Origin of the sequence: Glycomyces sp. NPDC047010 (assembly GCF_040644205.1) — a bacterium.
Taxonomy (GTDB): Bacteria; Actinomycetota; Actinomycetes; order Mycobacteriales; family Micromonosporaceae; genus Glycomyces.
In genome coordinates, this window is sequence record NZ_JBEYVY010000005.1 from 19,100 (window position 1) to 41,104 (window position 22,005).

Annotated in this window: 19 protein-coding genes and 1 tRNA gene; 9 read left to right on the forward strand and 11 right to left on the reverse strand. The window is 71.0% G+C overall.

The genetic code is table 11. From position 1 onward, the window contains the following. Positions 1 to 68 precede the first annotated feature (68 nt). Complete coding sequence (locus tag AB0A65_RS11530) at positions 69 to 803, forward strand: SDR family oxidoreductase (RefSeq protein ID WP_359950134.1); 735 nt, start codon at positions 69 to 71, stop codon at positions 801 to 803. 144 nt (positions 804 to 947) lie between these two features. Further along, positions 948 to 1,451: a GNAT family N-acetyltransferase gene (locus AB0A65_RS11535; protein WP_359950137.1), complete on the forward strand. Its 504-nt coding sequence runs from the start codon at positions 948 to 950 to the stop codon at positions 1,449 to 1,451. A gap of 138 nt (positions 1,452 to 1,589) precedes the next feature. On the opposite strand, the gene sigJ is transcribed toward AB0A65_RS11535, so the two are convergent. Together sigJ and AB0A65_RS11545 are read right to left on the reverse strand one after the other, a co-directional pair. Further along, positions 1,590 to 2,477, reverse strand: a complete 888-nt coding sequence (gene sigJ, locus AB0A65_RS11540) for an RNA polymerase sigma factor SigJ (protein WP_359950140.1) — start codon at positions 2,475 to 2,477, stop codon at positions 1,590 to 1,592. Positions 2,478 to 2,512: 35 nt separating this feature from the next. Then, positions 2,513 to 3,439 (reverse strand): NADP-dependent oxidoreductase, encoded by a 927-nt coding sequence (locus AB0A65_RS11545; RefSeq protein WP_359950143.1) that lies wholly within the window; start codon positions 3,437 to 3,439, stop codon positions 2,513 to 2,515. Between the two features lie 138 nt (positions 3,440 to 3,577). On the opposite strand from AB0A65_RS11545, the gene AB0A65_RS11550 reads away from it, so the two are divergent. Continuing rightward, on the forward strand, positions 3,578 to 4,096 hold the full coding sequence (locus tag AB0A65_RS11550) for a MarR family transcriptional regulator (protein ID WP_359950146.1): 519 nt from the start codon (positions 3,578 to 3,580) through the stop codon (positions 4,094 to 4,096). Between the two features lie 6 nt (positions 4,097 to 4,102). Here the strand turns inward: AB0A65_RS11550 and AB0A65_RS11555 are convergent, their stop codons facing one another. Further along, positions 4,103 to 6,139 carry a tetratricopeptide repeat protein gene (locus AB0A65_RS11555; RefSeq protein ID WP_359950149.1) on the reverse strand — a complete coding sequence of 679 codons (2,037 nt, stop codon included), beginning with the start codon at positions 6,137 to 6,139 and terminating at the stop codon, positions 4,103 to 4,105. A 99-nt stretch (positions 6,140 to 6,238) separates the two neighbouring features. Further along, a complete protein-coding gene (locus AB0A65_RS11560) occupies positions 6,239 to 7,525 on the reverse strand; it encodes an adenylosuccinate synthase (protein WP_359950152.1) in 1,287 nt (428 codons plus the stop codon). 126 nt (positions 7,526 to 7,651) lie between these two features. On the opposite strand from AB0A65_RS11560, the gene AB0A65_RS11565 reads away from it, so the two are divergent. From AB0A65_RS11565 to AB0A65_RS11575, 3 genes are all read left to right on the forward strand, one after another. After that, the gene (locus AB0A65_RS11565; RefSeq protein ID WP_359950155.1) at positions 7,652 to 8,485 is read left to right on the forward strand and encodes a diacylglycerol kinase family protein; all 834 of its coding nucleotides are present in this window, start codon (positions 7,652 to 7,654) and stop codon (positions 8,483 to 8,485) included. A gap of 228 nt (positions 8,486 to 8,713) precedes the next feature. Beyond that, complete coding sequence (locus AB0A65_RS11570) at positions 8,714 to 9,451, forward strand: SGNH/GDSL hydrolase family protein (RefSeq protein ID WP_359950159.1); 738 nt, start codon at positions 8,714 to 8,716, stop codon at positions 9,449 to 9,451. A 234-nt stretch (positions 9,452 to 9,685) separates the two neighbouring features. Next, entirely contained in the window at positions 9,686 to 10,786 is a 1,101-nt protein-coding gene (locus tag AB0A65_RS11575) for a DUF4253 domain-containing protein (RefSeq protein WP_359950162.1), read from the forward strand. A 9-nt stretch (positions 10,787 to 10,795) separates the two neighbouring features. On the opposite strand, the gene AB0A65_RS11580 is transcribed toward AB0A65_RS11575, so the two are convergent. Then, on the reverse strand, positions 10,796 to 11,560 hold the full coding sequence (locus AB0A65_RS11580; RefSeq protein WP_359950164.1) for a TetR/AcrR family transcriptional regulator C-terminal domain-containing protein: 765 nt from the start codon (positions 11,558 to 11,560) through the stop codon (positions 10,796 to 10,798). Between the two features lie 86 nt (positions 11,561 to 11,646). On the opposite strand from AB0A65_RS11580, the gene AB0A65_RS11585 reads away from it, so the two are divergent. The 3 genes from AB0A65_RS11585 (at position 11,647) to AB0A65_RS11595 (ending at position 15,446) form a co-directional block, all read left to right on the forward strand. After that, positions 11,647 to 12,591: an ATP-binding cassette domain-containing protein gene (locus tag AB0A65_RS11585; protein WP_359950167.1), complete on the forward strand. Its 945-nt coding sequence runs from the start codon at positions 11,647 to 11,649 to the stop codon at positions 12,589 to 12,591. Then, positions 12,588 to 13,424, forward strand: coding sequence for an ABC transporter permease (locus AB0A65_RS11590; protein WP_359950170.1), 837 nt, complete (start codon positions 12,588 to 12,590; stop codon positions 13,422 to 13,424). The genes AB0A65_RS11585 and AB0A65_RS11590 overlap by 4 nt, the downstream gene beginning before the upstream one ends. A gap of 303 nt (positions 13,425 to 13,727) precedes the next feature. Further along, positions 13,728 to 15,446, forward strand: a complete 1,719-nt coding sequence (locus tag AB0A65_RS11595) for an ABC transporter substrate-binding protein (RefSeq protein ID WP_359950173.1) — start codon at positions 13,728 to 13,730, stop codon at positions 15,444 to 15,446. Positions 15,447 to 15,507: 61 nt separating this feature from the next. Here AB0A65_RS11595 and AB0A65_RS11600 read toward each other — a convergent pair whose 3' ends face one another. From AB0A65_RS11600 to AB0A65_RS11625, 6 genes are all read right to left on the reverse strand, one after another. Then, positions 15,508 to 17,451: a beta-propeller domain-containing protein gene (locus AB0A65_RS11600; RefSeq protein WP_359950176.1), complete on the reverse strand. Its 1,944-nt coding sequence runs from the start codon at positions 17,449 to 17,451 to the stop codon at positions 15,508 to 15,510. A gap of 134 nt (positions 17,452 to 17,585) precedes the next feature. After that, positions 17,586 to 18,428: a carbohydrate ABC transporter permease gene (locus AB0A65_RS11605; RefSeq protein ID WP_359950179.1), complete on the reverse strand. Its 843-nt coding sequence runs from the start codon at positions 18,426 to 18,428 to the stop codon at positions 17,586 to 17,588. Then, positions 18,425 to 19,294, reverse strand: a complete 870-nt coding sequence (locus AB0A65_RS11610) for a sugar ABC transporter permease (RefSeq protein ID WP_359950820.1) — start codon at positions 19,292 to 19,294, stop codon at positions 18,425 to 18,427. Before AB0A65_RS11610 ends, AB0A65_RS11605 begins: the two co-directional genes overlap by 4 nt. Positions 19,295 to 19,401: 107 nt before the next feature. After that, positions 19,402 to 20,682, reverse strand: a complete 1,281-nt coding sequence (locus AB0A65_RS11615) for an extracellular solute-binding protein (protein WP_359950182.1) — start codon at positions 20,680 to 20,682, stop codon at positions 19,402 to 19,404. A 319-nt stretch (positions 20,683 to 21,001) separates the two neighbouring features. Beyond that, positions 21,002 to 21,072: transfer RNA gene (locus AB0A65_RS11620), tRNA-Gly, on the reverse strand. 79 nt (positions 21,073 to 21,151) lie between these two features. Continuing rightward, complete coding sequence (locus tag AB0A65_RS11625; protein ID WP_359950185.1) at positions 21,152 to 21,964, reverse strand: serine protease; 813 nt, start codon at positions 21,962 to 21,964, stop codon at positions 21,152 to 21,154. Positions 21,965 to 22,005 lie beyond the last annotated feature (41 nt).

Here is a 22,005-nt window from a genome sequence, read left to right on the forward strand (position 1 = left end):
TCCGGGGGTGTCTTGTCTCAGCTGTCGACGGGGCGGCACGGGCCGTCCCGCGGAACCGGAGGTGTGCAATGAAGATCGCTGTCATCGGCGGTACCGGGCTCATCGGATCGCAGGTCGTCAGGATCCTGAACGAGGGCGGGCACGAGGCCGTGCCGCACTCGCCGTCCACGGGGGTGGACCTGCTCAGCGGCGCGGGGATCGCCGAGGCGCTCGCGGGGGCGGGCGCGGTCGTGAACCTGTCGAACTCGCCGACGTTCGACGAGAAGTCGCCCGCGTTCTTCCAGACGAGCATGGACAACCTGCTCGCCGGGGCGCGGGACGCGGGGGTCGGGCACGCGGTGATCCTGTCGATCGTCGGGGTCGACCAGGTGCCGGAGCTGGACTACTACCGGGCGAAGACGCTCCAGGAGGACGTGTTGAAGGCGGGGCCGGTGCCTTACTCGATCGTGCGGTCGACGCAGTTCTTCGAGTTCATGGACGCGGTCATGTCGTGGACCTCCGACGAGCACACGGTGCGGCTGCCCGCGACGCCCGTGCAGCCGATCGCGTCGGCGGACATCGCGCGGGCGGTCGCGGACGCGACCGCCGGGGCGCCGCTGAACGGGACCCGCAATGTCGCGGGGCCGGAGGTGTTCACGCTCGACGAGCTCGGTCGGATCACGCTCGAAGCGAAGGGCGACAAGCGGAACGTGGTCGTCGACGACACGGCGGGCATGTTCGCGGCGGTGAAGGGCGACGTTCTCATCGCCGGGGACGACGCCGTCCTGTCGACCACCACGTATCGGGAGTGGCTGGCGCGCTAGCGCACCGGCGTGCCGGGCCCGAGCGGCGAAGCCGCTCGGGCCCGGTGCTGTTCGCGGCCCGGTGCTGTTCGCGGCCCGGTGCTGTTCGCGGCCCGGCGCCGTTCTCGGTTCGGTCCGCTGATCCGATGGCGCATAGTTGGGGCCATGTCTTCATACGAGCCGATGTCGCTTCACCTTCAGACCGAGCGGCTGACCCTGCGGCCGTGGGCCGACTCGGACGCCGGGCGGCTCCGCGACCTGCACGCCGAGCGCGGCAACGGGACGCCGACGCTCGAAGCGACCCAGGGGATCATCGAAGCCCAGTTGGCTCGTACGGAGACCACGGGCATCGCCCTGCTGCCGATCCGCCGGTCCGACGAGGGCGACCTCATCGGCTACTGCGGCCTCATAGTCGGCCGGGCGAGCGTCGAGGAGCCCGAGATCGCCTACGAGCTGTTCAAGTACGCCCATGGATTCGGCTACGCGACCGAGGCCGCGCGGGCGGTCCTCGACGCCGCGGCGGCGACCGGCCGCACCCGGCTCTGGTCGACGGTCCGCACCTGGAACACCGCCTCGTTCCGGGTCCTGGAAAAGCTCGGCTTCGAACGCGACCATGTCACGACCGACGAACGCGGAGAACTGGTCTGGCTCACCCGCACCCTGCGGTAGGGCTGCTGCGTGCCGCTGATCCGATGGCGTGGGACTGCGGGCCTTGGTGGAGATGGGCCGGATTCGACACGCGATGGGGCCCCTTCCCCCCCGCCCCCCACCCCACCCGCCCTTGTTCAAGTCTTCGGTCGATCCGGGTCAGTCCTGGAAGGCGCCCAGTTTTTCGGGGGCTACCAGCCATAGGACCTGGTCGATGCCGGTGTCGTCTGTGGTCACTGTCAGGGCCGCGTAGACGGCGTTGTTCTGGTGCAGGACCGCCCAGTGGAGGCCGGCGACCTCCTTCCAGCCGATCGTGACGTCGTCCCAGAGCCATTCGAGGGCCTTGAGGAACTTCGCGACCCGGGTGGCGCCGGTCAGTTCGCGACGGGCCACCTTGACGGCGCCGTTGCCGTCGGAGACGTTCACGACGTCCGCTGCGAACAGCCGTTCCAGGCCCTGCATGTCGCCCGAGCGGGCCGCCGCCATGAACGCCTCCAGGAGCTCGCGCTGCCCCTGGGGCGCCGGCCGCGACCGGTGGCCGTCGGTGATGTGGCGCCGGGCCCGGCTCGCCAGTTGGCGGGCCGCGGTCTCCGTGGTGCCCAGGACCTCCGCGATCTGCCCGTACGGGTAGTCGAACGCCTCGCGGAGCACGTACGCGGCCCGTTCGTTCGGCGACAGCCGCTCCATCAGCAGCAGCGTCGCGTACTCCAGGGCCTCGCCCCGCTCCGCGCCCAGGTACGGGTCCGCCGCGGTGTCGACCGGCTCGGGGAGCCACGGACCTGTGTAGGTCTCGCGGCGCACCCGCGCCGACTGCAACACGTTGATGGACAACCGCGTCGCGATCGTCGCCAGGAACGCGCCCGGCTCCGCCACCGACGCCCGGTCGTATGCCTGCCACCGCAGCCATACGTCCTGGACCAGGTCCTCGGCCTCGCTCGCGCTGCCGAGCATCCGGTAGGCGATCCCGAACAGCCGCGGCCTCACTGCGGTGAACACCGCTGCGGCTGCATCGAGGTCGTCTGCGGGCGGTTCTTCAACGGTTGCCACCCGGCAATTTAAACGCACCCGGGCGGGTCCGGCGGTCACGGTGTGAGGACCGTCTTGCCGTGGAGCCTCCCTTCCAGGGCGCGGTCGTGGACGGCGGGGAGGTCGGCGATCGGGAGGCGTTCGGCCACTTCGATGCGGAGTTCCCCGGCGTCCACGAGGGAGACCAGGTCGGCGAGGCGGGCGGCGTCGCTCTCGACGTAGACCTGCTCGACCCTGATGCGCGGGGTCCGGGGGCCCGGAGTGGTGGCGCTGGCGAAGGCGCCGCCGTCGGCGACGAGGCCCGCGAGGGCGGCCGTGGCCTCGGGGGTGTCGCGGACGAGTTGGAGGACCGCGTCGAAGCCCTCGCCGTCGAGGAGGTCCACGACCGGGGTCGCGGTGTGGTCGACGATCCGGTCGGCGCCCGCGGCGCGGACGCGTTCGATGCTGCGGGGGCTGGCGGTCGCGGTGACGACCGCGCCGGCGCGTTTGGCAAGCTGGACGGCGTAGCCGCCGACGGCGCCTCCGGCGCCGTTGACGAGCAGGCGCTGGCCGGGCTTGAGGTCGAGGTGGTCGAAGAGGGCCTGGCGGGCGGTCAGGGCCACGGTCGGAAGGGCCGCGGCGTCGGCGAGCGGGACCGTGGCGGGTGCGGCGGCGAGGAGGGCGGCCGGGGCGGCGACGTACTCGGCGGTCGCGCCGGGGGCGGTGGGCGGGAGGAACGCGATCACCGGGTCGCCGGTGCTCCAGCCCGTGACGCCCTCGCCGGTCTCGGCGACCGTGCCGGAGACGTCGATGCCCGGGGTGTGCGGGAAGGCGATCGGCATGACCTCCTGCATGATCCCGGCGCGGATGGCCGCGTCGAGGAGGTTGAACGAGGTGCCCGCGACCTTGATGACGACCTGGCCGGGGCCGGCGGTCGGGCGGTCGGCGTCTTCGAGGGCGAGGACGTCGGTGCTGCCGTAGGAGTGGTAGCGGATGGCTTTCATCGGTGGCTCCTTCGCATGTGTGCTTCGAGTTCGAAGCATCTGCGGTCGAGCTTAGACTGCTTTGAATTCGAAGTACAAGGGCCGGGGTGCGTGACGGTCCACACATTGCTTTGAATTCGAAGCAGGTAAGATTCGGGTGTGACCGGTGCTGAACTCGACCTCGGCGGCGTCCGCCTGCCCGAACCGCGGCAGCTGGAGGCCTACTTCGCGCTCACCGAGGCCGTGAGCCTCCTCCAGCACCACGTCGAGCAGCAGCTCCGCGCCGAAGGCGGCATCAGCAACATCCAGTTCCAGATCCTCATGGCGCTCAACGGGGTCGAGCGGCTCACCATGACCGAGCTCGCCGACGGCGTCGTCTACAGCCGCAGCGGCCTCACCTACCAGGCAGCGCAGCTGGAGAAGGCCGGGCTCGTCACCCGCCGCCCCAGCCCCGAGGACGAGCGCGCCACCCTCGTCGCCATCACCGACCGGGGCCGCGAGACCGTCGGCAAGGTCCTCCCCGGGCACATCGAGGTCACCCGGCGCCTCCTCTACGAGGCGATCCCTGCCGCCGACCTCGACCGCCTCGGCGACACCATGGCCCGCGTCCGCGACCACATCCGCGAAGAGCCTCCGAGGTCGGCCGCGCCCCGCCGCAAGCCGGCCCCGAAGCGCTGACGGGCGCTACCCGTCCCCGGCCTCGGACCGGTAGCGGTCGAGGAGGTCGCGCGCGAACCCGGTCTCGCGGTCATCGGGCCCGAAGACGCGGACCATGTCGTCGACCAGCTCGGCGTACGCCGCCGCGGCCGCATCCGCGTCGCCGTCGTGCGCGACCCGGTAGTAGACGGCGTTGCTGCGGGCGATCAGCGTCGACCGGTGGTCGGCCCCCAGGACGCGCACGTAACTGTCGACCAGCGCCTCCGTCTCCTCCGCGGCGGCCAGCGGGTCTCCGGTGTCCGCAAGGAGCTTCGCGATGCTGGAGCGGGTCTTGAGCGTGTCGAGGTGGTCGGGGCCGAGGACGCGCTGGAGGTCGGCGCGGACCGCCTCGTACCCGGCGAGGGCGCGCTCGTCGTCGCCCGACGCCCAGACGGCGGTCGCGTGGTCGCTCCGCGCCTTCAGGGTGCGCTCGTCGTCAGGACCGAAGACGCGGTCGGAATCGGTGGCCAGGGACGCGAAGTCCACGGCGGCCCGGGCGGCGTCGCCCGTGCGCTGGCGCCAGTGGGCGAGGTTGCTCCGGGCGAGGAGCGTCCAGTCGTGGTCGGCCCCGAGGACGCGCAGGCGCGCTTCGAGGACCTGCTCGCCGATGGGGATCGCGGTCTCCGGGTGGTCCGACTCGCCGTGCCAGTAGCCGACCCATGCGAGCGCGTCGAGGGTGTCGGCGTGGTCGGCGCCGAGGTGCGTCTCGCATGCGGCCGCGAACCGCTCGGCGTAGGCGACGGCGTCGCCGATCGGCCTGATCTCGCCGATGTGTCGGACCGCGTCGAACAGGACCTTGCTCGCGCGCTCGTCGGCGAACAGCGAGCCCTGCGTGTTCGCAAGTATCCGTTCGGTGTTGGCGATGAAGAGCGCGGCGCTCGGGTCGTCGTCGCCCGGCCAGATGTCGTGCATGATGTACCCCGCGATCCGGATCGTCGCGTCGCGGCCCCTCTGCTCCAGGATCTCCCCCGCCGCGCGCTGCACGAGCGGGTGGACGCGGACCGCGTCGCCGTCGACGTCGACGAGCGACAGCCGGTGCAGGTCCGCGAGCGCGTCCTCGACGTCGGCGAGGATCGGCGGCGTGTCGGAGCGGCCGGAGGAGACGTCGGCGTAGGTCCTGAGGGCGCGCTCGCAGGTGAACACCGCGAGCGGGATGCCGTCCGGGTCGAGGCGGCAGGCGAGTTCCAGGACCGAGGAGGCGAGCCTGGGCTGGTCGCCGCGGGCGGCCGCGGCGATCACCGGATGGATTGCGGCCGTGACGGGTGCGGCGGTCTCGGGGACGGCGTCGAGGTAGCCGCGGCAGGTGGTGCCGGGGCGGTCGGCGAGGTGGGCGGCGGCGAGGGCGAGGGCCCGCGGGAGGTGGCCGAACGCGGCGGCGAGTTCGGCCGCGCCGTCGAGGGCGCGGGGGTTCGCGCCGAGGCGGCGGTCCAGGTACGCCGCGGACTCCTCGGGGGTGAACGGGCCGATGTGGAGGCGGTGGCCGTCGAGGGCGGTGCTGCGGATCTGGGTGGTCAGGATCGTCTGCCCGCGCGGAGTCTCCGGTTGCCAGAGGTCCGCGAGGTGGTCGGGATCGGACACGCCGTCGAGGACGATGAGCCAGCGCGGGGCGTTCGGGCGGTCGAGCCAGGTGAGGAACTGGTCGGCGTCGCCGCCGCCGCGGACCGCCGCGGCGGCTTCGGTGAACGCGGCCTCGATACTCTCGGGGGCCGAGGCGTCGACCCATACGAGGAGGTCCAGTTCGCCTGCGTTCCAGCGCTTCCGGGCGTACTCGGCCGCCGCCTGGGTCTTCCCGGCGCCGGTCAGGCCGGTGAGGACGGTGCGGCCTTCGGCGGCGACCGCCGGGTTCCGGTCGATCCGGCCGGGTGCGGGGCGCGGGATGCGGCCGACCAGGAGGGGGCCGTCGGCGAAGGAGTGCGCCTGCACCGGCTGGTGCATGTGGAGGTTCAGCTCTTCGCCCTGGATGAGGTTGTGCACCTTCGGGACGTAGTTGGTGAATCCGGGTCCCGGGGTGGTGTTCTCGGCCATCGTGCCTCCTGCTCGGCTGCAAGCAGGTTATCCCGGGGCGGCGACGCGGGGGCGGCACGGCGATGGGGGCGCCGTCCGGCGCCCCCATCGCGGAAAGCCTCAGATCATCGGGTGGCGGATGATGTTCTCCTCGCGGCCCGGGCCGACGCCGACCACGGAGACCCGTGCGCCGCACAGCTCTTCGAGGCGCTCGATGTAGGTCTGGGCGTTGCGGGGGAGCTCGTCGAACTTGCGGCACGCGGAGATGTCCTCGAACCAGCCGTCGTGGTACTCGTAGACGGGCTTGGCGTGGTGGACGCCGGTCTGCGTCATCGGCATCTCCTCGACGCGCTCGCCGTCGACCTCGTAGGCGACGCAGATCGGGACGCGCTCCAGTTCGGAGAGGACGTCGAGCTTCGTCACGAACAGGTCGGTGATGCCGTTGACGCGCACGGCGTACCGGCCGAGGACCGCGTCGAACCAGCCGCAGCGGCGCCGCCGCCCGGTGGTGACGCCGTACTCGCCGCCCCGCTTGAGGAGGAACTCGCCGAACTCGTCGAACAGCTCCGTGGGGAACGGGCCGGAGCCGACGCGGGTCGTGTACGCCTTGATGATGCCGATCGCGGTGGTGATCTTGTTCGGCGCGATGCCGGTGCCGACGCAGGCGCCGCCGGTGGTGGGGTTGGAGGACGTCACGAACGGGTAGGTGCCGTGGTCGACGTCGAGCATCGTGGCCTGGGCGCCTTCGAGGAGGACGTTCTTGTCCGCTTCGAGGGCCTGGTTGAGCAGGAGCCGCGTGTCGGCGATGTACGGCTTCAGGCGCTCGGCGTACCCGAGGTACTCCTCGACGACGGCCTGCGGGTCGATGGCCTTGCGGTTGTAGACCTTCACGAGGATCTGGTTCTTCTCGCGGAGGATCTGCTCCAGTTTGATGGAGAGGATCTTCGGGTCGAGGAGGTCCTGCACGCGGATGCCCTGGCGGGCGACCTTGTCGGCGTAGGCCGGGCCGATGCCGCGCCCGGTGGTGCCGATGCGCGCGCCGCCGAGGTACCGCTCGACGACGCGGTCGAGGGCCCGGTGGTGGGGCATGATGAGGTGCGCGTCGGCGGAGAGCTTCAGGTTCGAGACGTCGACGCCGCCGGCGGTCAGCTCGTCGAGCTCGGAGATGAGGAACTTCGGGTCCACGACGACGCCGTTGCCGATGACGGGGACGACGCCGGGGGTGAGGATGCCGACCGGGACCAGGTGGATCGCGTACTTCGTGCCGTCGGGGGTCACCACCGTGTGTCCGGCGTTGTTGCCGCCCTGGTAGCGGACGACGTAGTCCATCTCGGCGCCGAGCAGGTCGGTGACCTTGCCCTTGCCCTCGTCGCCCCACTGCGTTCCTACGACCGCGATCGCCGGCATCTGCCCATCCTCCCGGGAAGTTGATCACCCGATTACCTGCCAAGCCTACTTGCATTCGTTTATCTGGGGTCTCAGCAGGCCCAAGCACTATGAAGCGGGTCCCCGTCACACCGTAGAGTCGGTCCGGTGAACGTCGTCGTGTTGACACTCGTGGAGTCCGACTGCTCCAACCCCGGGCCGCGCACCCAGGCGCTGCACCTGGCCGACGAGCTGAAGGCCCGCGGTGCGGCCGTGCGGGCCGTGGAGGCGCGCACGCCCGAGGACGTCGACGCCGCGGTGGCCGACCCTGACGAGCGGATCGTGCTCGCCGCCGACACCGACGAGCAGGTCAACGCCGTCGTCGCGCGCCTCACCCGCCTCGCGATGCCCGCGCCCAGCAAGCGCCCCGAGGGCCTCCCCGAGGGCCGCACGGTACCGGACCTGCCCGCGCTCGCGGTGCTGCCGCTCGGGACGGTCCCCGGGATCGTGGTGCGCCTGGGCCTGCCCGAGAAGCCCGCCGAGGTCGCGGAGGCCGTGGCCTCCGGGACGGTGAAGCGCACCGACCTGATGCGCCACGACGGCGGCGGCGTCGCGGTCGACGGCGTGCGCCTGGGCGGCGGCGACCGGCCGTGGCGGGGCGTCGTCAACCTCGACGACGTGGTCCTCGCCGACGGGAGCGAGCAGATCCTCGCGTGCGTGGTCGCGAACGCCGACGGGTACGCGGCCGCCGACGACATGGTCCTCGCCGAACCCGACCCCGCCGACGGGAAGATCGACGTCGCGGTGGCCGTCCCGGTCATGGCCGGGCGGTTCAGGAAGCGCCTGCGCATCGAGGTGCGGCGCGCGAGGGGCCGCGCCGTGGCCGTGCACCCGGCCGACACCGTCACCTACGTCCAGGACGGCCTGGCCGGGCAGCTCGCCCGCAAGCGCACCTGGTGGGTCGAGCCCGGCGCCGCCGGGTGGTACGCGACCGGGGCCTGAGACCCCAAGCGGCCGAACGGGACCACCCGGTCGGACGTGAATCCTCCTGCGTCGTATCGACCGCTGTGCCCGACCTCGCCACCTGATCGAAATACGATCGTTATCTAGGTGAGGCATGCTGGTCAGCGCCCACAAGGCAGCGTTCTCACGAGAGCAGCGCGGGGTGCGAGACCCGGCGCACGGCGAACATGGAGGTGGCGGGCAGTGGCGGCGGCGTATACGAGTTTCGTGGCCATCGGCGACAGTTTCACCGAAGGGGTCGGCGATCCGGACCCCGAGGGCGGACGCGACCGCGGCTGGGCCGATCTCTTCGCGGAACGGGCCGCCGAGGAGTGGCCCGGGTTCGCCTATGCGAACCTCGCCGTCCGCGGCAGGCTCTTCGACCGGATCGTCGACGAGCAGGTCGTCCCCGCGATCCGGCAGAGCCCCGACCTCGTGTCGTTCGCGGCCGGCGCCAACGACGCGCTCCGGCCCGGCTACAACCACGTGCCCCTCGCGACCCGCGCGCACGAGGTGGTCCGGCTCCTCAAGGCGTCAGGCGCGCAGGTCGTGCTCTTCACCTGCGCGGACGTCACCCCCCACATCCCCGGGATGCGCATGCTCCGCAAGCGCTTCACCGACATGAACGAGGCGTACCGGAAGGTCGCGAAGCGGCACGACGCGATCCTCGTCGACCTGTGGGAGGACCGCGCCTTCGACGACCCGCGCCTGTGGGCCGTCGACCGCCTCCACATGAACACCCTCGGCCACACGCGCGTCGCCTACGACGTGTGCCTGGCCCTCGGCGTCGCGCCCGACCCGGCATGGCTCGACCCGCTCCCCGACCTCCCGCGGCCCCGCCGCGAGATGAACGGCGTCCAGTGGGCCGGCAGGCACCTGGCCCCCTGGGTCAAGCGCCGCCTCACCGGCAAGTCCTCTGGGGACGCCGTCACGCCCAAACGCCCCGACCTCACCAAGGTGAAGTGACCGCCATGGCCATCATGTTCAAACTCCTCGCGATCATGGTCGTGATCCTGACCTGCGCGTTCTTCTTCGGTCTGCTGTTCAAGAAGGGCAGGGACCGCTGACGCGAGCCCCCCTCGGCCGATTCGCCTGCCCCTCTTCGGGGGTGGGCGTGGCGCTTCCGGCCGAGACAGGGCATCATGGTTCATTGTGGGACTCCTCCAGCGTCTGTTGGGGCGCCGGGACACACCTGATTCAGTGCCAGATCCCGCCGCCCAACCCGAACCTGCCTCCGAGCCCGGCAGCGCGCCCGGCAGTGTGAACGAGCCCGGCGCGTCCTCCGGCGCGCTCGGCGATGCCGCCCCCGAGACCGGCCCGGACCCCTCCCCGGCCGACCTGGAGGAGGACAGCATCACCACCGCAGCGCCCGCGACCGGACTCCGGCTCGTGCCCGACCTCGCACCCGACCCCCTGCCCGCCAGCGCTGACGACGGGCCGTCCGCAGCGCCCGCGCAGCCCGAATCCACCGATGAGATCTTCGTGCCCGAACGGCCCCGCCGCGAACTGCTCACACTGGACAAGCCCGAGCCGCCGAAGCAGCCGGGCACCGGCCGCGACGAGATGATGCCCCGCATCGACTCCGAGGACCTCGACATCGCCGGGTCCCCGCGCGCCGACCTGCGCGCCGCCGGACTCGCCGTCCCCAAGATGCACCAGCTGGTGCGCCGCGGCGACACCGCCATGTGGGCGTTCGGGGTCCGCGCCTCCGAGGCCCTGCGCTGGTGGCTCGACATCCGCCAGGCCGCCGAGCAGACCGGGTGGATGCCCGTGCTCCTCGGCGCCCCCGCCGAATGGCGCGACAACGGCGAGGCCATCGTCCACGAAGGGGACGACGAGCTCGCCCGCGCCGACGAGATCGACGCCGCCGAACTGCTCCACGAGAAGGGCGCCGAGGCCGGGGAGCCCGCCCGCGGCGTCCCGATCCTGCCCCGTCGCGGCGACACCGACTTCGCCACCCCGCAGCACGAGGGGCTCCTCGGCCTCGTCGCCACCGACGCGGGCTGGAAGATCCCCGCGATGTTCCCGTGGAAGGGCTCCACGAACTGGGAGCTGTACGGCGCCGAGCACGCCGCGGTCCTGCGCAGCTGGAACCGCCGCTTCGAGGCCGAGCTCGTCGCCATGACCTACGACGTGGTCGAGCTGTACGTGCCGCGACCGCCCGCGCCCGAGGAGGCCATCGCCGTCGCCTCCGAGGCGTACGCGTACTGCCCCGACCTCCTCGACTCCGGCGTCCCCACCCTGGAGGACCTCGCCGAGCACATGATCAGGTCGAAAGCCTGGTACTTCCGGTGGTCGTAGGCGCGTAGGTCACGCCTCGCGGCGGGCCGCCTCCATGCGGGGCGCCATGCCGTCGAGGAACCGCTCCAGGGCGTACCGCATCGCCTGGTGGGCGGTGACGTCCCACGCGGACTCGTCCGCGAACCGCTGGATGTGCCGGTACATGCCGGACTCGAAGGCGCGCTTGAGGTACGGCTCCTGCTTCGCCCACCACTCGCGCTCGTCCGCGACCGGCACCTCCTCGGCGCCGTCGCGCATGAGATACTGCCGGGCCGTGCCCGTCACCAGGTTCATGATGCCCGTGATGACGAGGTTGACCTCACGGTCGGGCAGGTCGTGGCCCTCGAACGCGCTGATCGCGAAGTCGTAGCCCGCCATGGAGTCCGGGCCGAACACGGGGCGGCGCTGGTTGATCTCCAGCAGCCACGGGTGCGCGTCGTACACCTCCCACGTGCCCTCCGCGAGCAGCTCCAGGCGGGCCCGCCACTCCAGGCCCTCCAGCAGCGACTCGTCCTCGTCGTTGCGCACCACCCGGTCCACCATCAGGTCGATGAGCTCGCTCTTGCCCGGGACGTACCGGTAGATCGTCATGGCGCCCACGCCCAGCTCGGCCGAGACCGAGCGCATCCCGAAGCACGAGCCCTCCCGGTCGGCCACCGCGATCGCGGCCTCCACGATCCGGTCCACGGTGAGCCGCGGCTTCGGCCCCGGCCGGCTCGGCGCCGGACTGAAGTCGCGCCAGAGCAGCTCCAGGCTTCGTGTGGGGTCGCCCGCCCCCGTCTGTGGTGTCGCCATAGGGGCCTCATGATATCGCGCTTGCAAACCGGGTACGTCGTATGCTATTACTGGGTACACCGTACCCGATTCAGGGAGACCAGGCAATGACCACCACGACAGTCGAGGCCGCCGGCCTCGGCAAGCGATTCAAGGACACCGCCGCCCTCGACGGCTTCGACCTCGCCGCCGAGTCCGGCACCGTCCTCGGGCTCCTCGGCCCCAACGGCGCCGGGAAGACCACCACCGTCCGCATCCTCACCACGCTGCTGCGCCTCGACGCCGGGCGCGCCGCGGTCGCCGGGTTCGACGTCGCCAAGGACGCCCGCCAGGTGCGCCGCCGCATCGGCCTCACCGGCCAGCAGACCGCCGTCGACGACCTCCTCACCGCCCGCCAGAACCTCGTCCTCTTCGGGAAGCTGTTCCGGCTCAACAAGACCCGGGCGGGGGAGCGCGCCGTGCAGCTGCTCGACCAGTTCGGACTCGCCGAGGCCGCCGACCGCCAGGCCAAGACCTTCTCCGGCGGCATGAAGCGCCGCCTCGACCTCGCCGCCAGCATGATCCTCGCCCCGCAGGTCCTCTTCCTCGACGAACCCACCACCGGGCTCGACCCCGCCGGGCGCCGCGAGGTCTGGGACGCCGTCTCCGGGCTCGCCGCCGACGGCACCACCGTCGTCCTCACCACCCACTACCTCGACGAGGCCGACCGGCTCTGCGACCGCATCGCCGTCATCGACCACGGCCGCAACCTCGTCGACGACACCCCCGCCGGGCTCAAGCGCCGCATGGGCGCCGACCGGCTGGAGATCGTCGCGGCCGACCCCGCCGACCTCCCCGCGCTGCAGGCGATCGCGGCGAAGGTCGCCGACGGGGACGTCGCCGTCGGCGCCGCCTCCGTCTCGGCCGCCGTCAAGGAACCCGTCGCGGCCCTCACCGCCGCCGCCACCGCCGTGCAGGACGCCGGGCTCGTCGTCGCCGACATCGGCCTGCGCCGCCCCACATTGGACGAAGCCTTCCTCGACCTCATCGGCGACAAGGAGCCCCAGCGATGACCACCCTCTCCCCGCTCCCCGACGAGACCTTCGCCGGGCGCATCAAGTGGACCCTCCACGACTACCGCGCGATCGTCGGCCAGGAGTTCACCCACGTCCTGCGCCAGCCCGCGAACTTCGCGTGGGCCCTGGGCTTCCCGATCGTCATGGTCCTGCTGTTCGTGTACGTCTTCGGCTCCGCCATGGACGTCACCGGCCAGGGCGCCGGCGTCGACTACGTCGCCTACGCCATGCCCGGCATGTTCGCCATGACCATGGCCTTCGGGTTCATGAACACCGCCACCGCCATCGCCTACGCCAAGGAGAAGGGCTTCGTCGACCGCGTCAGGTCCATGCCCATGGCCTCCTCCGCGGTCGTCGTCGGCCGCAACATCGCCGACACCGTCCAGGCCGCCGTCGATCTCCTGGTGCTCAGCCTCATCGCCCTCGCCATCGGCTGGCGCTCCGGCGGGACCATGGTCGAGACGCTCGGCGCGTTCCTCCTCCTGCTGTGGCTCCGCTTCGCGCTCATCTGGATCGGCGTCTGGCTCGGCCTCCTCGTCAAGAGCGTCGAGCAGGCCGGGACGCTCTTCGCCCTCGCGTTCCCCTTCGGCATGGTCTCCTCCGTGTTCACCCCGCCCGAGCTCATGCCCGGCTGGCTCGGCGCCGTCGCCGCGTGGAACCCCGTGTCCGCCACCGCGACCGCCATCCGCGAGCTGTTCGGCAACCCCGTCGCCGCCGGGACCTCCTGGCCCGAGCAGCACGCGCTGCTCGCGGCGATCATCTGGCCGCTCCTCATCACCGCCGTGTTCCTCCCGCTGGGGGTGCGCCGCTTCCGCAACCTCGGCCGCTGAGCGAACCGAAGAGCCTGAAGGAAACAGGAACGGGCCCGCGCCGCACCCCGGCGCGGGCCCTCCGGCGCGTGTTACGAGTTTCATCGGTATCGATTCCGCACCGAAATCCGCAATTCCATGGGAGCGTTTGCGAAGACGGTTGCGCAATCGATGTATTTATCCGTGCAATTCCGGCGATTCCGCGAAACAGTCGGACTGACAGCGCTTCCATTCTGCGCTAACGTTCTCCCACCGCGAGGCTCCCCCCACCTCGGCCTCGCGCACCCGGCGCCCGGTCATCCCTCGACGGAAAGCAGAACCGACATGACCAAGAGGAGACACCTCCCCGCGCTCGCCGCCACCGCGGTACTGGCGACCGCCGCGTGCAGCGACGACGAGCCAGCCGCCGAAGGCGACGCCGACCGCCTCGCGATCGACGACTTCCCCCGCGGCGAGACCCTGTACACGACCGGCACGGCCTGGGGGCCGCCCGGCGACTTCAACCCGGTCACCGCGGGCGGCGTCACCGGCCTCAACGGGCTCGGCTACGAGTACCTCTTCCTCTACGACGTCGAGGAGCAGGCCCTCACCCCCTGGCTCGCCGAGTCCGGGACCTGGACCGGCGAACGCGAGTTCGAGCTCAAGGTCCGCGCCGGGATCGACTGGAGCGACGGGAAACCCCTCACCGCCGACGACGTCGCCTACACGTTCGAGCTCGGGAAGACCGAGGGCGTGCCCTTCGCCGGGGTCTGGGAGTGGCTCGAATCGGTCGAGGTCGTGGACGACCTCACCCTCCGGTTCCGCTTCACCGAAGCGCGCCATCAGGAATGGGACAACTTCCTGTACACCAACGAGATCGTGCCCAAGCACGTCTTCGAGGCCCTCGCCCCCGAGGACGTCCTCACCGGCACGCTCGGCCCCGACCCCGTCGTCACCGGGCCCTACCGCGTCCACTCCTTCGACGAGCAGCGCATCGCCTGGGTCAAGCGCGACGGCTGGTGGGCCACCGAGGCGCTCGGCCTCGACGTGCGGCCCCGGTTCATCGTGGACCTCGTGACGCCCTCCAACGCCGACATCCTCAACATGCTCATCGAAGGCCGCCTCGACCTGGCGAACAACTTCATGCCCGGCGTCGCCGACTTCCTCTCCGGCGACCCCGCGCTCACCACCTACTACGACCGGCCGCCGTTCATGGCCCCCGCGAACACGGCGATGCTCATCCCCAACACCACCCGCGCGCCCCTCGACGACCCGGAGCTCCGCCGCGCCGTCGCCTACGCGATCAGCCCCGGGCAGATCGTGGACGCCGTCTACGGCGGCATGGTCACCGAGGCCCACCCGACCGGCCTCCTCCCGGTCTGGGAGCGCTACTACGACCCGAACGCGCTCGAAGAGGACGGGTTCGTCTTCGAGCCGTCCCAGGCCGTCGCCATCCTCGCCGCCGCCGGGTACGCGGACGCGGACGGCGACGGGTTCGTGGAGGACCGCGACGGCGAGCCGTTCTCCCTGCGGCTCATCGTCCCCACCGGCTGGACCGACTGGGAGGACGCCGCCCGCTCCATCGCCTCCGACCTCGTGGACGCCGGGATCGACGTGAGCGCCGAGTCGGTGGACGCCGCCGACGTCGACGCCGCCCGCGCGAGCGGCGACTTCGACCTCATCGTCAACAACGACAGCCGCCTCACCAACTCGCCGTGGAGCCACTTCCGGTACCTGTTCCAGCTGCCCGTCGCCGACGCGCAGCTCACCGGCAACTACTCCCGCTGGGAGAACGAGGACGCCTGGGAGCTCACCCAGGAGCTGTCCACCGTCGCCACCGAGGACCCCCGCTACCTGGAGATCATCGCCGAGCTGGAGCGCTTCGCGCTGCGCGACCTCCCCGCGATCCCCGTCTGGTACAACGGCGCCTGGTCACAGGCCAGTAACGCCGTCTGGACCGGCTGGCCCACCGCCGAGTCCGGCGCCGTCTACGCCAGCATGTGGGACGAAATGTGGGGCTTCGGCGCCGTCCGCATGCTCACCGGCATCACACCCGCCGAATAGGAACGGGCCCGCGCCGCCACCCGAAAGGCGGCGCGGGCCCTCTTTCATTCCCCCCGGTCCTCTAGAACCCGATCCAGGCGGTCTGGGCGTAGCCGCCGCCGAGTTCGTTGGACTGCAAGCCCGCTGCGGAGAGCGTCCAGAGCTGGTCGCCGATGACGAGGGTGCGGACGATGCCCTCGCTGTAGGGGTCGTCCACCTCCTGCTCGATCCAGGCGGCCTGCTCCACGGTGTCGGTGCCGACCGCGAGGACGAGGGCGCCGGTGCGGTAGTTGGCGTAGTCCCGGCCCCAGTCGGTGACCGGGAGGACGGCGATCCCGGCGTCGTCCCAGTAGAGGAACGCGTGCGGGTCCCACTGGACGGCGGAGTCGGAGTTCTCGCGGAAGTACTGGTCGAGCACCGCCGCCTCCGGTGCGGCCGTGTCGAACAGGCTCACCTGGAGGCCGGTGGTGACGCCGTCCTCGGTGGCCTCCTGGCCCACGCCAAGGAGCCGGTCGGCGCCCACGGGGTGGAGGTACCCGGAGTAGCCGGTGATCTTCAATTCGCCCGTGACGACCGGGTTCGCGGGGTCAGAAAGGTCCACTGTGTACAACGGGTCAGTCTGGCGGAACGTCACGATGTACGCGGTGTCGGCGATGAAGCGGACCGCGTAGATCTGCTCGGTGACGCCGAGGTCGGTGACCGAGCCGGTCTCGGTGAGCGCCTCGTCCCCGACGGCGAACACCGTCACCGTGGACTTCGACGGCTCGGGCTCGGACGGGGCGACCTCGCCGGGGGCGATCCCGGCGCCGTCCCACGCGCAGTCGGCGGCCGGGCCGCACCCGCCCCACCAGCCCCACACCGCGTCGTTCTCGGTGGTCGCGACCCGCAGGTGCCCGTCGTACTCGCTCAGCGAGTACTGGTTGAGCAGCGACCCGGCCACGGTGGCCTCGCCCGCGAGGCGCGGCTCGCCGCCCTCGAAGTGGAACCGGTACAGCTCGGTCTCGGACTGCGGTTCCTCGTCGTCTTCCGCAGCGCCCCAGCCGTAGTCGTAGTGCGCGAGGTAGAGGCTCTCGGTGGTGCCGTAGACGGTGTCGCCGTCGGCCATCACCGTGTGCGGCTCGACGCCCTCCCAGCCGCCGTCGGCGCTGAGCCCGAACACGGTCACCGCGGAGCCCGAGAACCGGTCGGGGTGGGCGATGTCGCGGCAGTCGACCTCGCCGTCCTCGCCGTTGACGGTGAAGCCCGGCACCCAGTCCTCCAGGGCCGTGGCCGCCACGGCCGCCTTGAGGTCCTCCAGGTCCGCGTCGGCGTCGTACAGGACGTCCTGCACCGGTGCGATGCTCGGCTGCGAGGACACCGCGAGGCGCACCTCCCCGTCGACCATGCGGGCGTCCACCATGGACCCTTCCATGGAGAAGGTGTCGAGGACCTCCAGGGTCGCCGGGTCGAGCCGGTCGATCGTGAACTCGCTGTAGTACGCCTCGTCGTCCTGACGGTCCTGCGTGTACATGACGAGCAGCTCGTCGTCGCCCAGGAACAACTGGTGGTCCCACGACATGTCGTCGTAGCGGTGCTCGCCGACGACCTCGCCGGAGCGGGTGTCCACGGCGCGCAGCTCGCCCTGGAGGACGCTGTACACGAACGTGCCGTCGGTCTTGACGATGTCCGGCTCGTCGACCCCGGCGACCGCGTTGTTGGTCTGCGAGTGGGAGTCCGAGGCCGCGGCGGTCGGCGCCTCGGCGCTGTCGCCCGCGGCGGACAGGTCGCCCTCTTCGCGGGCCACGCCGTCCTCGGCGAAGCCGCTCGCGAAGTACTCGCCGGCCTGCCACTGGGCCATCATCGCGACGGCCGCGTTCTGGATGCCTTCCAGGGCCTCGTCGCAGCCGCCGTAGGAGGCGAGCTGCGCGGAGGCGGGCACCCACGGGACGGCGTCGACGTCGAGGTCGACCTCGCCCTTTGGGGAGGTGCACCCGGCGGCGGCGAGGGCGGCCGCTCCGGCGAGTGCGGTGAGGAGTTTCGCTTTCATGCCGGTGGGACGCCTCCGGGCGCGTCCCGGTTCCCGAGCACTGCGCACGAAAAAGGGCCCGGGCGTTCCAAGTCATGGCAATGCTTGCGTGCCATGAATGAGCACAGTCCCGGGCCCCATCGCGGGCGGGCGTCTCAACCCTTCGTGCCGCCCGTGGTCAGACCGCTGATGAGGTGCCGTTCGGCGAACCCGTAGAACACGAGCGCCGGGAGCATCGCGAGCATGACGAACGCGAGGACCTTCGCCGTGTCGGACGCGTACTGGCCGCTGAACTGGGTGACGCCCAGCGGGAGCGTCCACCACGTCGACTTCTGGAGCACCACTAGCGGCAGCAGGAACGAGTTCCACGACCCCACGAGCGCGAGCACCGACACCGTCGCGAGCACCGGCCGCGCCATCGGCAGGAGGATGCGCGAGAAGAACAGCCACGGCCCGGCCCCGTCGATCGTCGCGGCCTCCTCGACCTCGGCGGGGATCGACCGGAAGAACGTGCGCAGGATGATGATCGTCAGCGGCAGGCCGAACGCGGCCTGCGGGAGGATCACCCCGAACGGGCTGTTGAGCAGCTCGAAGCTGCGCAGGATGATGAACAGCGGCAGCACCGCCACCGCGAACGGGAACATCATGCCCGCCGCGAACAGCGTGAACAGGCCCTCCCTGCCGCGGAACGCGAAGCGCGCGAACACGAACGCGACCATCGCCGAGCACGCGACGACGATGAACGTGGTGACGAGCGCGATGAACACCGAGGAGAAGACCTGCTGCCAGAACGCGCCCGAGGCGAGCACGTCGGTGTAGTTCCCGGTGTTCCACGGGCTCGGCAGGCCCAGGGCGTTCTCGCGCAGCTGCTGGTTGTCCTTGAAGCCGCCGAGGAGCGCGAACAGGATCGGCGTCGCCACGAACGCGGTGGTGGCGAACGCCGCGATGTAGAACCCGGTGTGCCGCAGCAGGCGCGCGCGGCGCGTGGTGACCTTCATGAGCGGTTCCCGGCGGTGGTGATCGACCCCTGGAGGTCGCGGTTGAGGACGAAGCGCTGGTAGAACAGTGCGAACACGAGGCTGATGAGGAACATTGCGATCGACAGCGCCGACGCGTACCCGACCTGGTTGCGCTGGAAGCCCTGCTCGTACATGGTGATCGCGAGGGTCTCGGAGGCGTGGAACGGCCCGCCGCCGGTGAGCACGTACACCAGGTCGAACAGCTGCACGCTGCCGATGACGGACAGGAACACGATCATGCGGACCGTGGGGCCCATGAGCGGCAGGGTGATCGAGCGGAACGCCTGGGCGCCGGTGGCGCCGTCGATGGCGGCGGCCTCGTACAGCTCGTCGGGGATGTTCTGGCGCCCGGCGAGGAACAGGATCATGTGGAACCCGAAGAACTTCCAGGTGAGGATCCCGAAGATCACGAACATGACGATGTCGCGGTCGGAGAGCCACCCGACCTGCGAGTCCACGCCGATGTTCGCCAGGAGCGAGTCGGCGAAGCCGCGCCGCGGCGAGAACACGAGCCGGAACAGGACCGCGGTGACGGCCTCGGTGAGCACGTAGGGCACGAAGAACAGGAGCCGGAACGCGGTGCGCCCGGGGAACCGCTGGTGCAGGAGCATCGCCAGGCCGAAGGAGATCGGCAGCTGCACGATCAGCGACAGGACCACGATGAGGCCCAGGCGCCACAGGTCGCCGAGGAACACCTCGTCCTGGACGAGGGCCCGGAAGTTCTCCAGGCCCACGAAGTCGGTGGGGACGCCGCCGAGCCCGTTCCAGCGGAAGAACGCGACGTACGCGGCGAACAGCACCGGCAGGATCACGAACAGCAGGAACAGGACCAGGCCGGGCGCGATGAACGACGCGAGGGTCCCCGCGCCGGGGCGCCCGGCCCGCTTGCGGGGGCGGTCGCCCCCGCGGCGGGCCGGGCGCCCCGGGGAGACCCGGGGGGACTCCGTGGTCGTCACTCCTCGGCCGCCCACGCCTCGTTGACCATCGACACGAAGTCCTCGGGGGTCAGCTGGCCCAGGATGAGCCCTTCGGTGGCCTCGTTGATGACGCCGCCGATGGCCGGCGGGTACGCCTGGTCGAGGTAGAGCTGCGTGCCGGTGGCGGTGGCGAGCGCGTCGACGACCTTCTGGCTGTCGGCGTTCAGGTCCGGCGCGACGGCCGCGGTGTCGACGGCGACCGGGGTGAGGTTGCCCTCGGTGATCGCGCGGGCGTAGTTCTCGGGCTCCATGAGGTAGCACAGGAAGTCGACGGCCTCGTCGGGCGCGTCCGCGGCGACCGCGTAGCCGTTGCCGCCGCCGAGCCACTCGGTGGTGGTGCCGGTGCCGCCCTCGACCGTGGGGAACGGGAAGAACCCGAGGTTCGCGGGCCCGTCGGTGCCGGAGTTGTCGCGCTGGGCCTGCGGGGCCCACTGGCCCATGAGCTCCATGGCGGCGAGCCCTTCGCCCATGACCGCGGACTGGCCGTCGGCCTCGCCGTAGGTCGCGGACTCGAACCCGGGCTGGAACGGCTCCATGGCGGCGAGGTCGGCGACCATCTGCCCGGCCTGGACGAAGCCGTCGCCGGAGAAGTCCCCGGCCTCGGCCGCGGCTTCGAGCCCGTCGAGGCCGACGGTGCGCATCACGAGGTAGGTCCAGTAGTAGTGGCCGGGCCACTGGTCGGCGCCCGCGAGGGCGATCGGGGCGATCCCGGCGTCCTTGAGGAGCTGGACGTCGGTGAGGAACTCGTCCCAGGTGGCGGGGGGCGCGTCGATGCCGGCGTCGGCGAAGAGGTCCATGTTGTACCAGAAGCCGACGACCCCGGCGTCGAACGGCATGCCGTAGAGCTTGCCGTCGATCGTGTAGGGCTCCAGGGCGATCGGGTTGATCTGGTCGATGCAGTCGAGCTTGCCGGTGAGGTCCTGCACGAGCCCGGCCTCGACCTGCTCGGCGAGGACGCCGCCGCCCCAGGTGTGGAAGACGTCGGGCACGTCGCCGGACTGGGAGGCGGTGCCCATGCGGTCCTTGAACGCCTGGTTCTCGATGGGCTGCACGTCGAACGTGACGTCGTTCTCCGACCCGAAGTCGTCGGCGAACTCCTGCCAGGTGGACATGAGCGGGTCCTGGTTCTGGATGTGCCACCAGGTGATGTCGGCGTCGCTCTCGCCGCTGTCGCCGCACGCGGCGGCGGTCAGCGCGAGCGCGGCGGCCGCACCGGCCGCGACGAGCGCACGGGGCCGGAGAAGGGGATTTCGCATCGGGCGCGTTCCTTTCGAGGGATGAGGGTACGTGCGTCCGAAAGTTTCAGGAGAAGTATCGGAAACTTTCGATGCGATCATGGTACCTGCGACCTCATGGAAAGTGAAGGGGGTCTCTATTCGTCATGGTCGATGGCCTTGGGTATCGATAACATCCCACTTCGCAGGCGCGGTGAGGCGGGCCAGTGGTGGTTTCGGGGGACCGGAACAGGTCAATCGAACGAAATCGAACACGCGCCGGAAAGTCTCGGAAGGGCGCACCGCTGAGCACACGGAAACGGCCGCCCGGTGGAACCGGACGGCCGTGAAATCCTCGCGGAGCGGGTGACGAGAATCGAACTCGCCTCTCAACCTTGGGAAGGTCGCATTCTACCAATGAACTACACCCGCGAACTCCGCCTGAACGGAGCCGCACCGAGTATACAAAACCCCGCGGAGGGGTTCCCGGTGCCCCGGAGGAGGTGCGCCGCTACAGGGTGGCGAGGGCGGCGGTGATGTCGTCGTAGAGGAGGCCGACGTTGGCGTAGACGCCGGGGTTGCCCGCCTCGGCGCAGCCGTAGCCCCAGCTCACGATGCCGACGAGGACGCCGTCCTCGGAGACGAGCGGGCCGCCGGAGTCGCCCTGGCACGAGTCGACCCCGCCGTTCTCCAGGTCGCCCGCGCAGATCATCGTGGCGGCGTCGAACTCGGTGCCGTAGGCGCCGGTGCAGTCGTCGTCGCTGATGTAGGGGACGTCGACGTACAGGAGGTCCTGCGACATCGAGCCGGACTCGGTGGTGCCCCAGCCGATCACGGTGAGGGTGCCCCAGTCCTTGGTGTCCTCCTCGGCGAGCGGGAGGGTCTCGGCGCCGCTGATCGGCTCGGCGAGCTTGACGAGCGACCAGTCGTTGACCATGGTCGAGCCGTCGAAGCCGTCGGCGACGACGATCTCGGACACGTCGTAGACGTCGGTCTGGGTGACGTCGGTGTCGCCGTGGCGGACCACGATGTCCGAGGCGGCCGAGCCCTCGGTGCAGTGTGCGGCGGTGAGGACGACGTCCTCGGCGATGAGCTGGCCGCCGCAGAAGTTGAACGACGGGTCGTTCGCGTCGGCGAGGGCGACGGTCCAGGGGAACTGGCCGTCGGCGGCGGGCTGGCCGCCGATGATCTGCGCCTCGAAGTCGCCTTCGGGGGCCGCTTCTTCGGCGTTGGCGCCGGTGGTGCCGATCGCGAGGGCGGCGGCCCCGAGCCCGGCGGCCACGACCGCGCCGATCCTGACGAGGGTCTTTCGGTTGTGCTTCACGCGAGAAATCCTTTCGGGTGGGGTGGATTCAGGCGTTCACC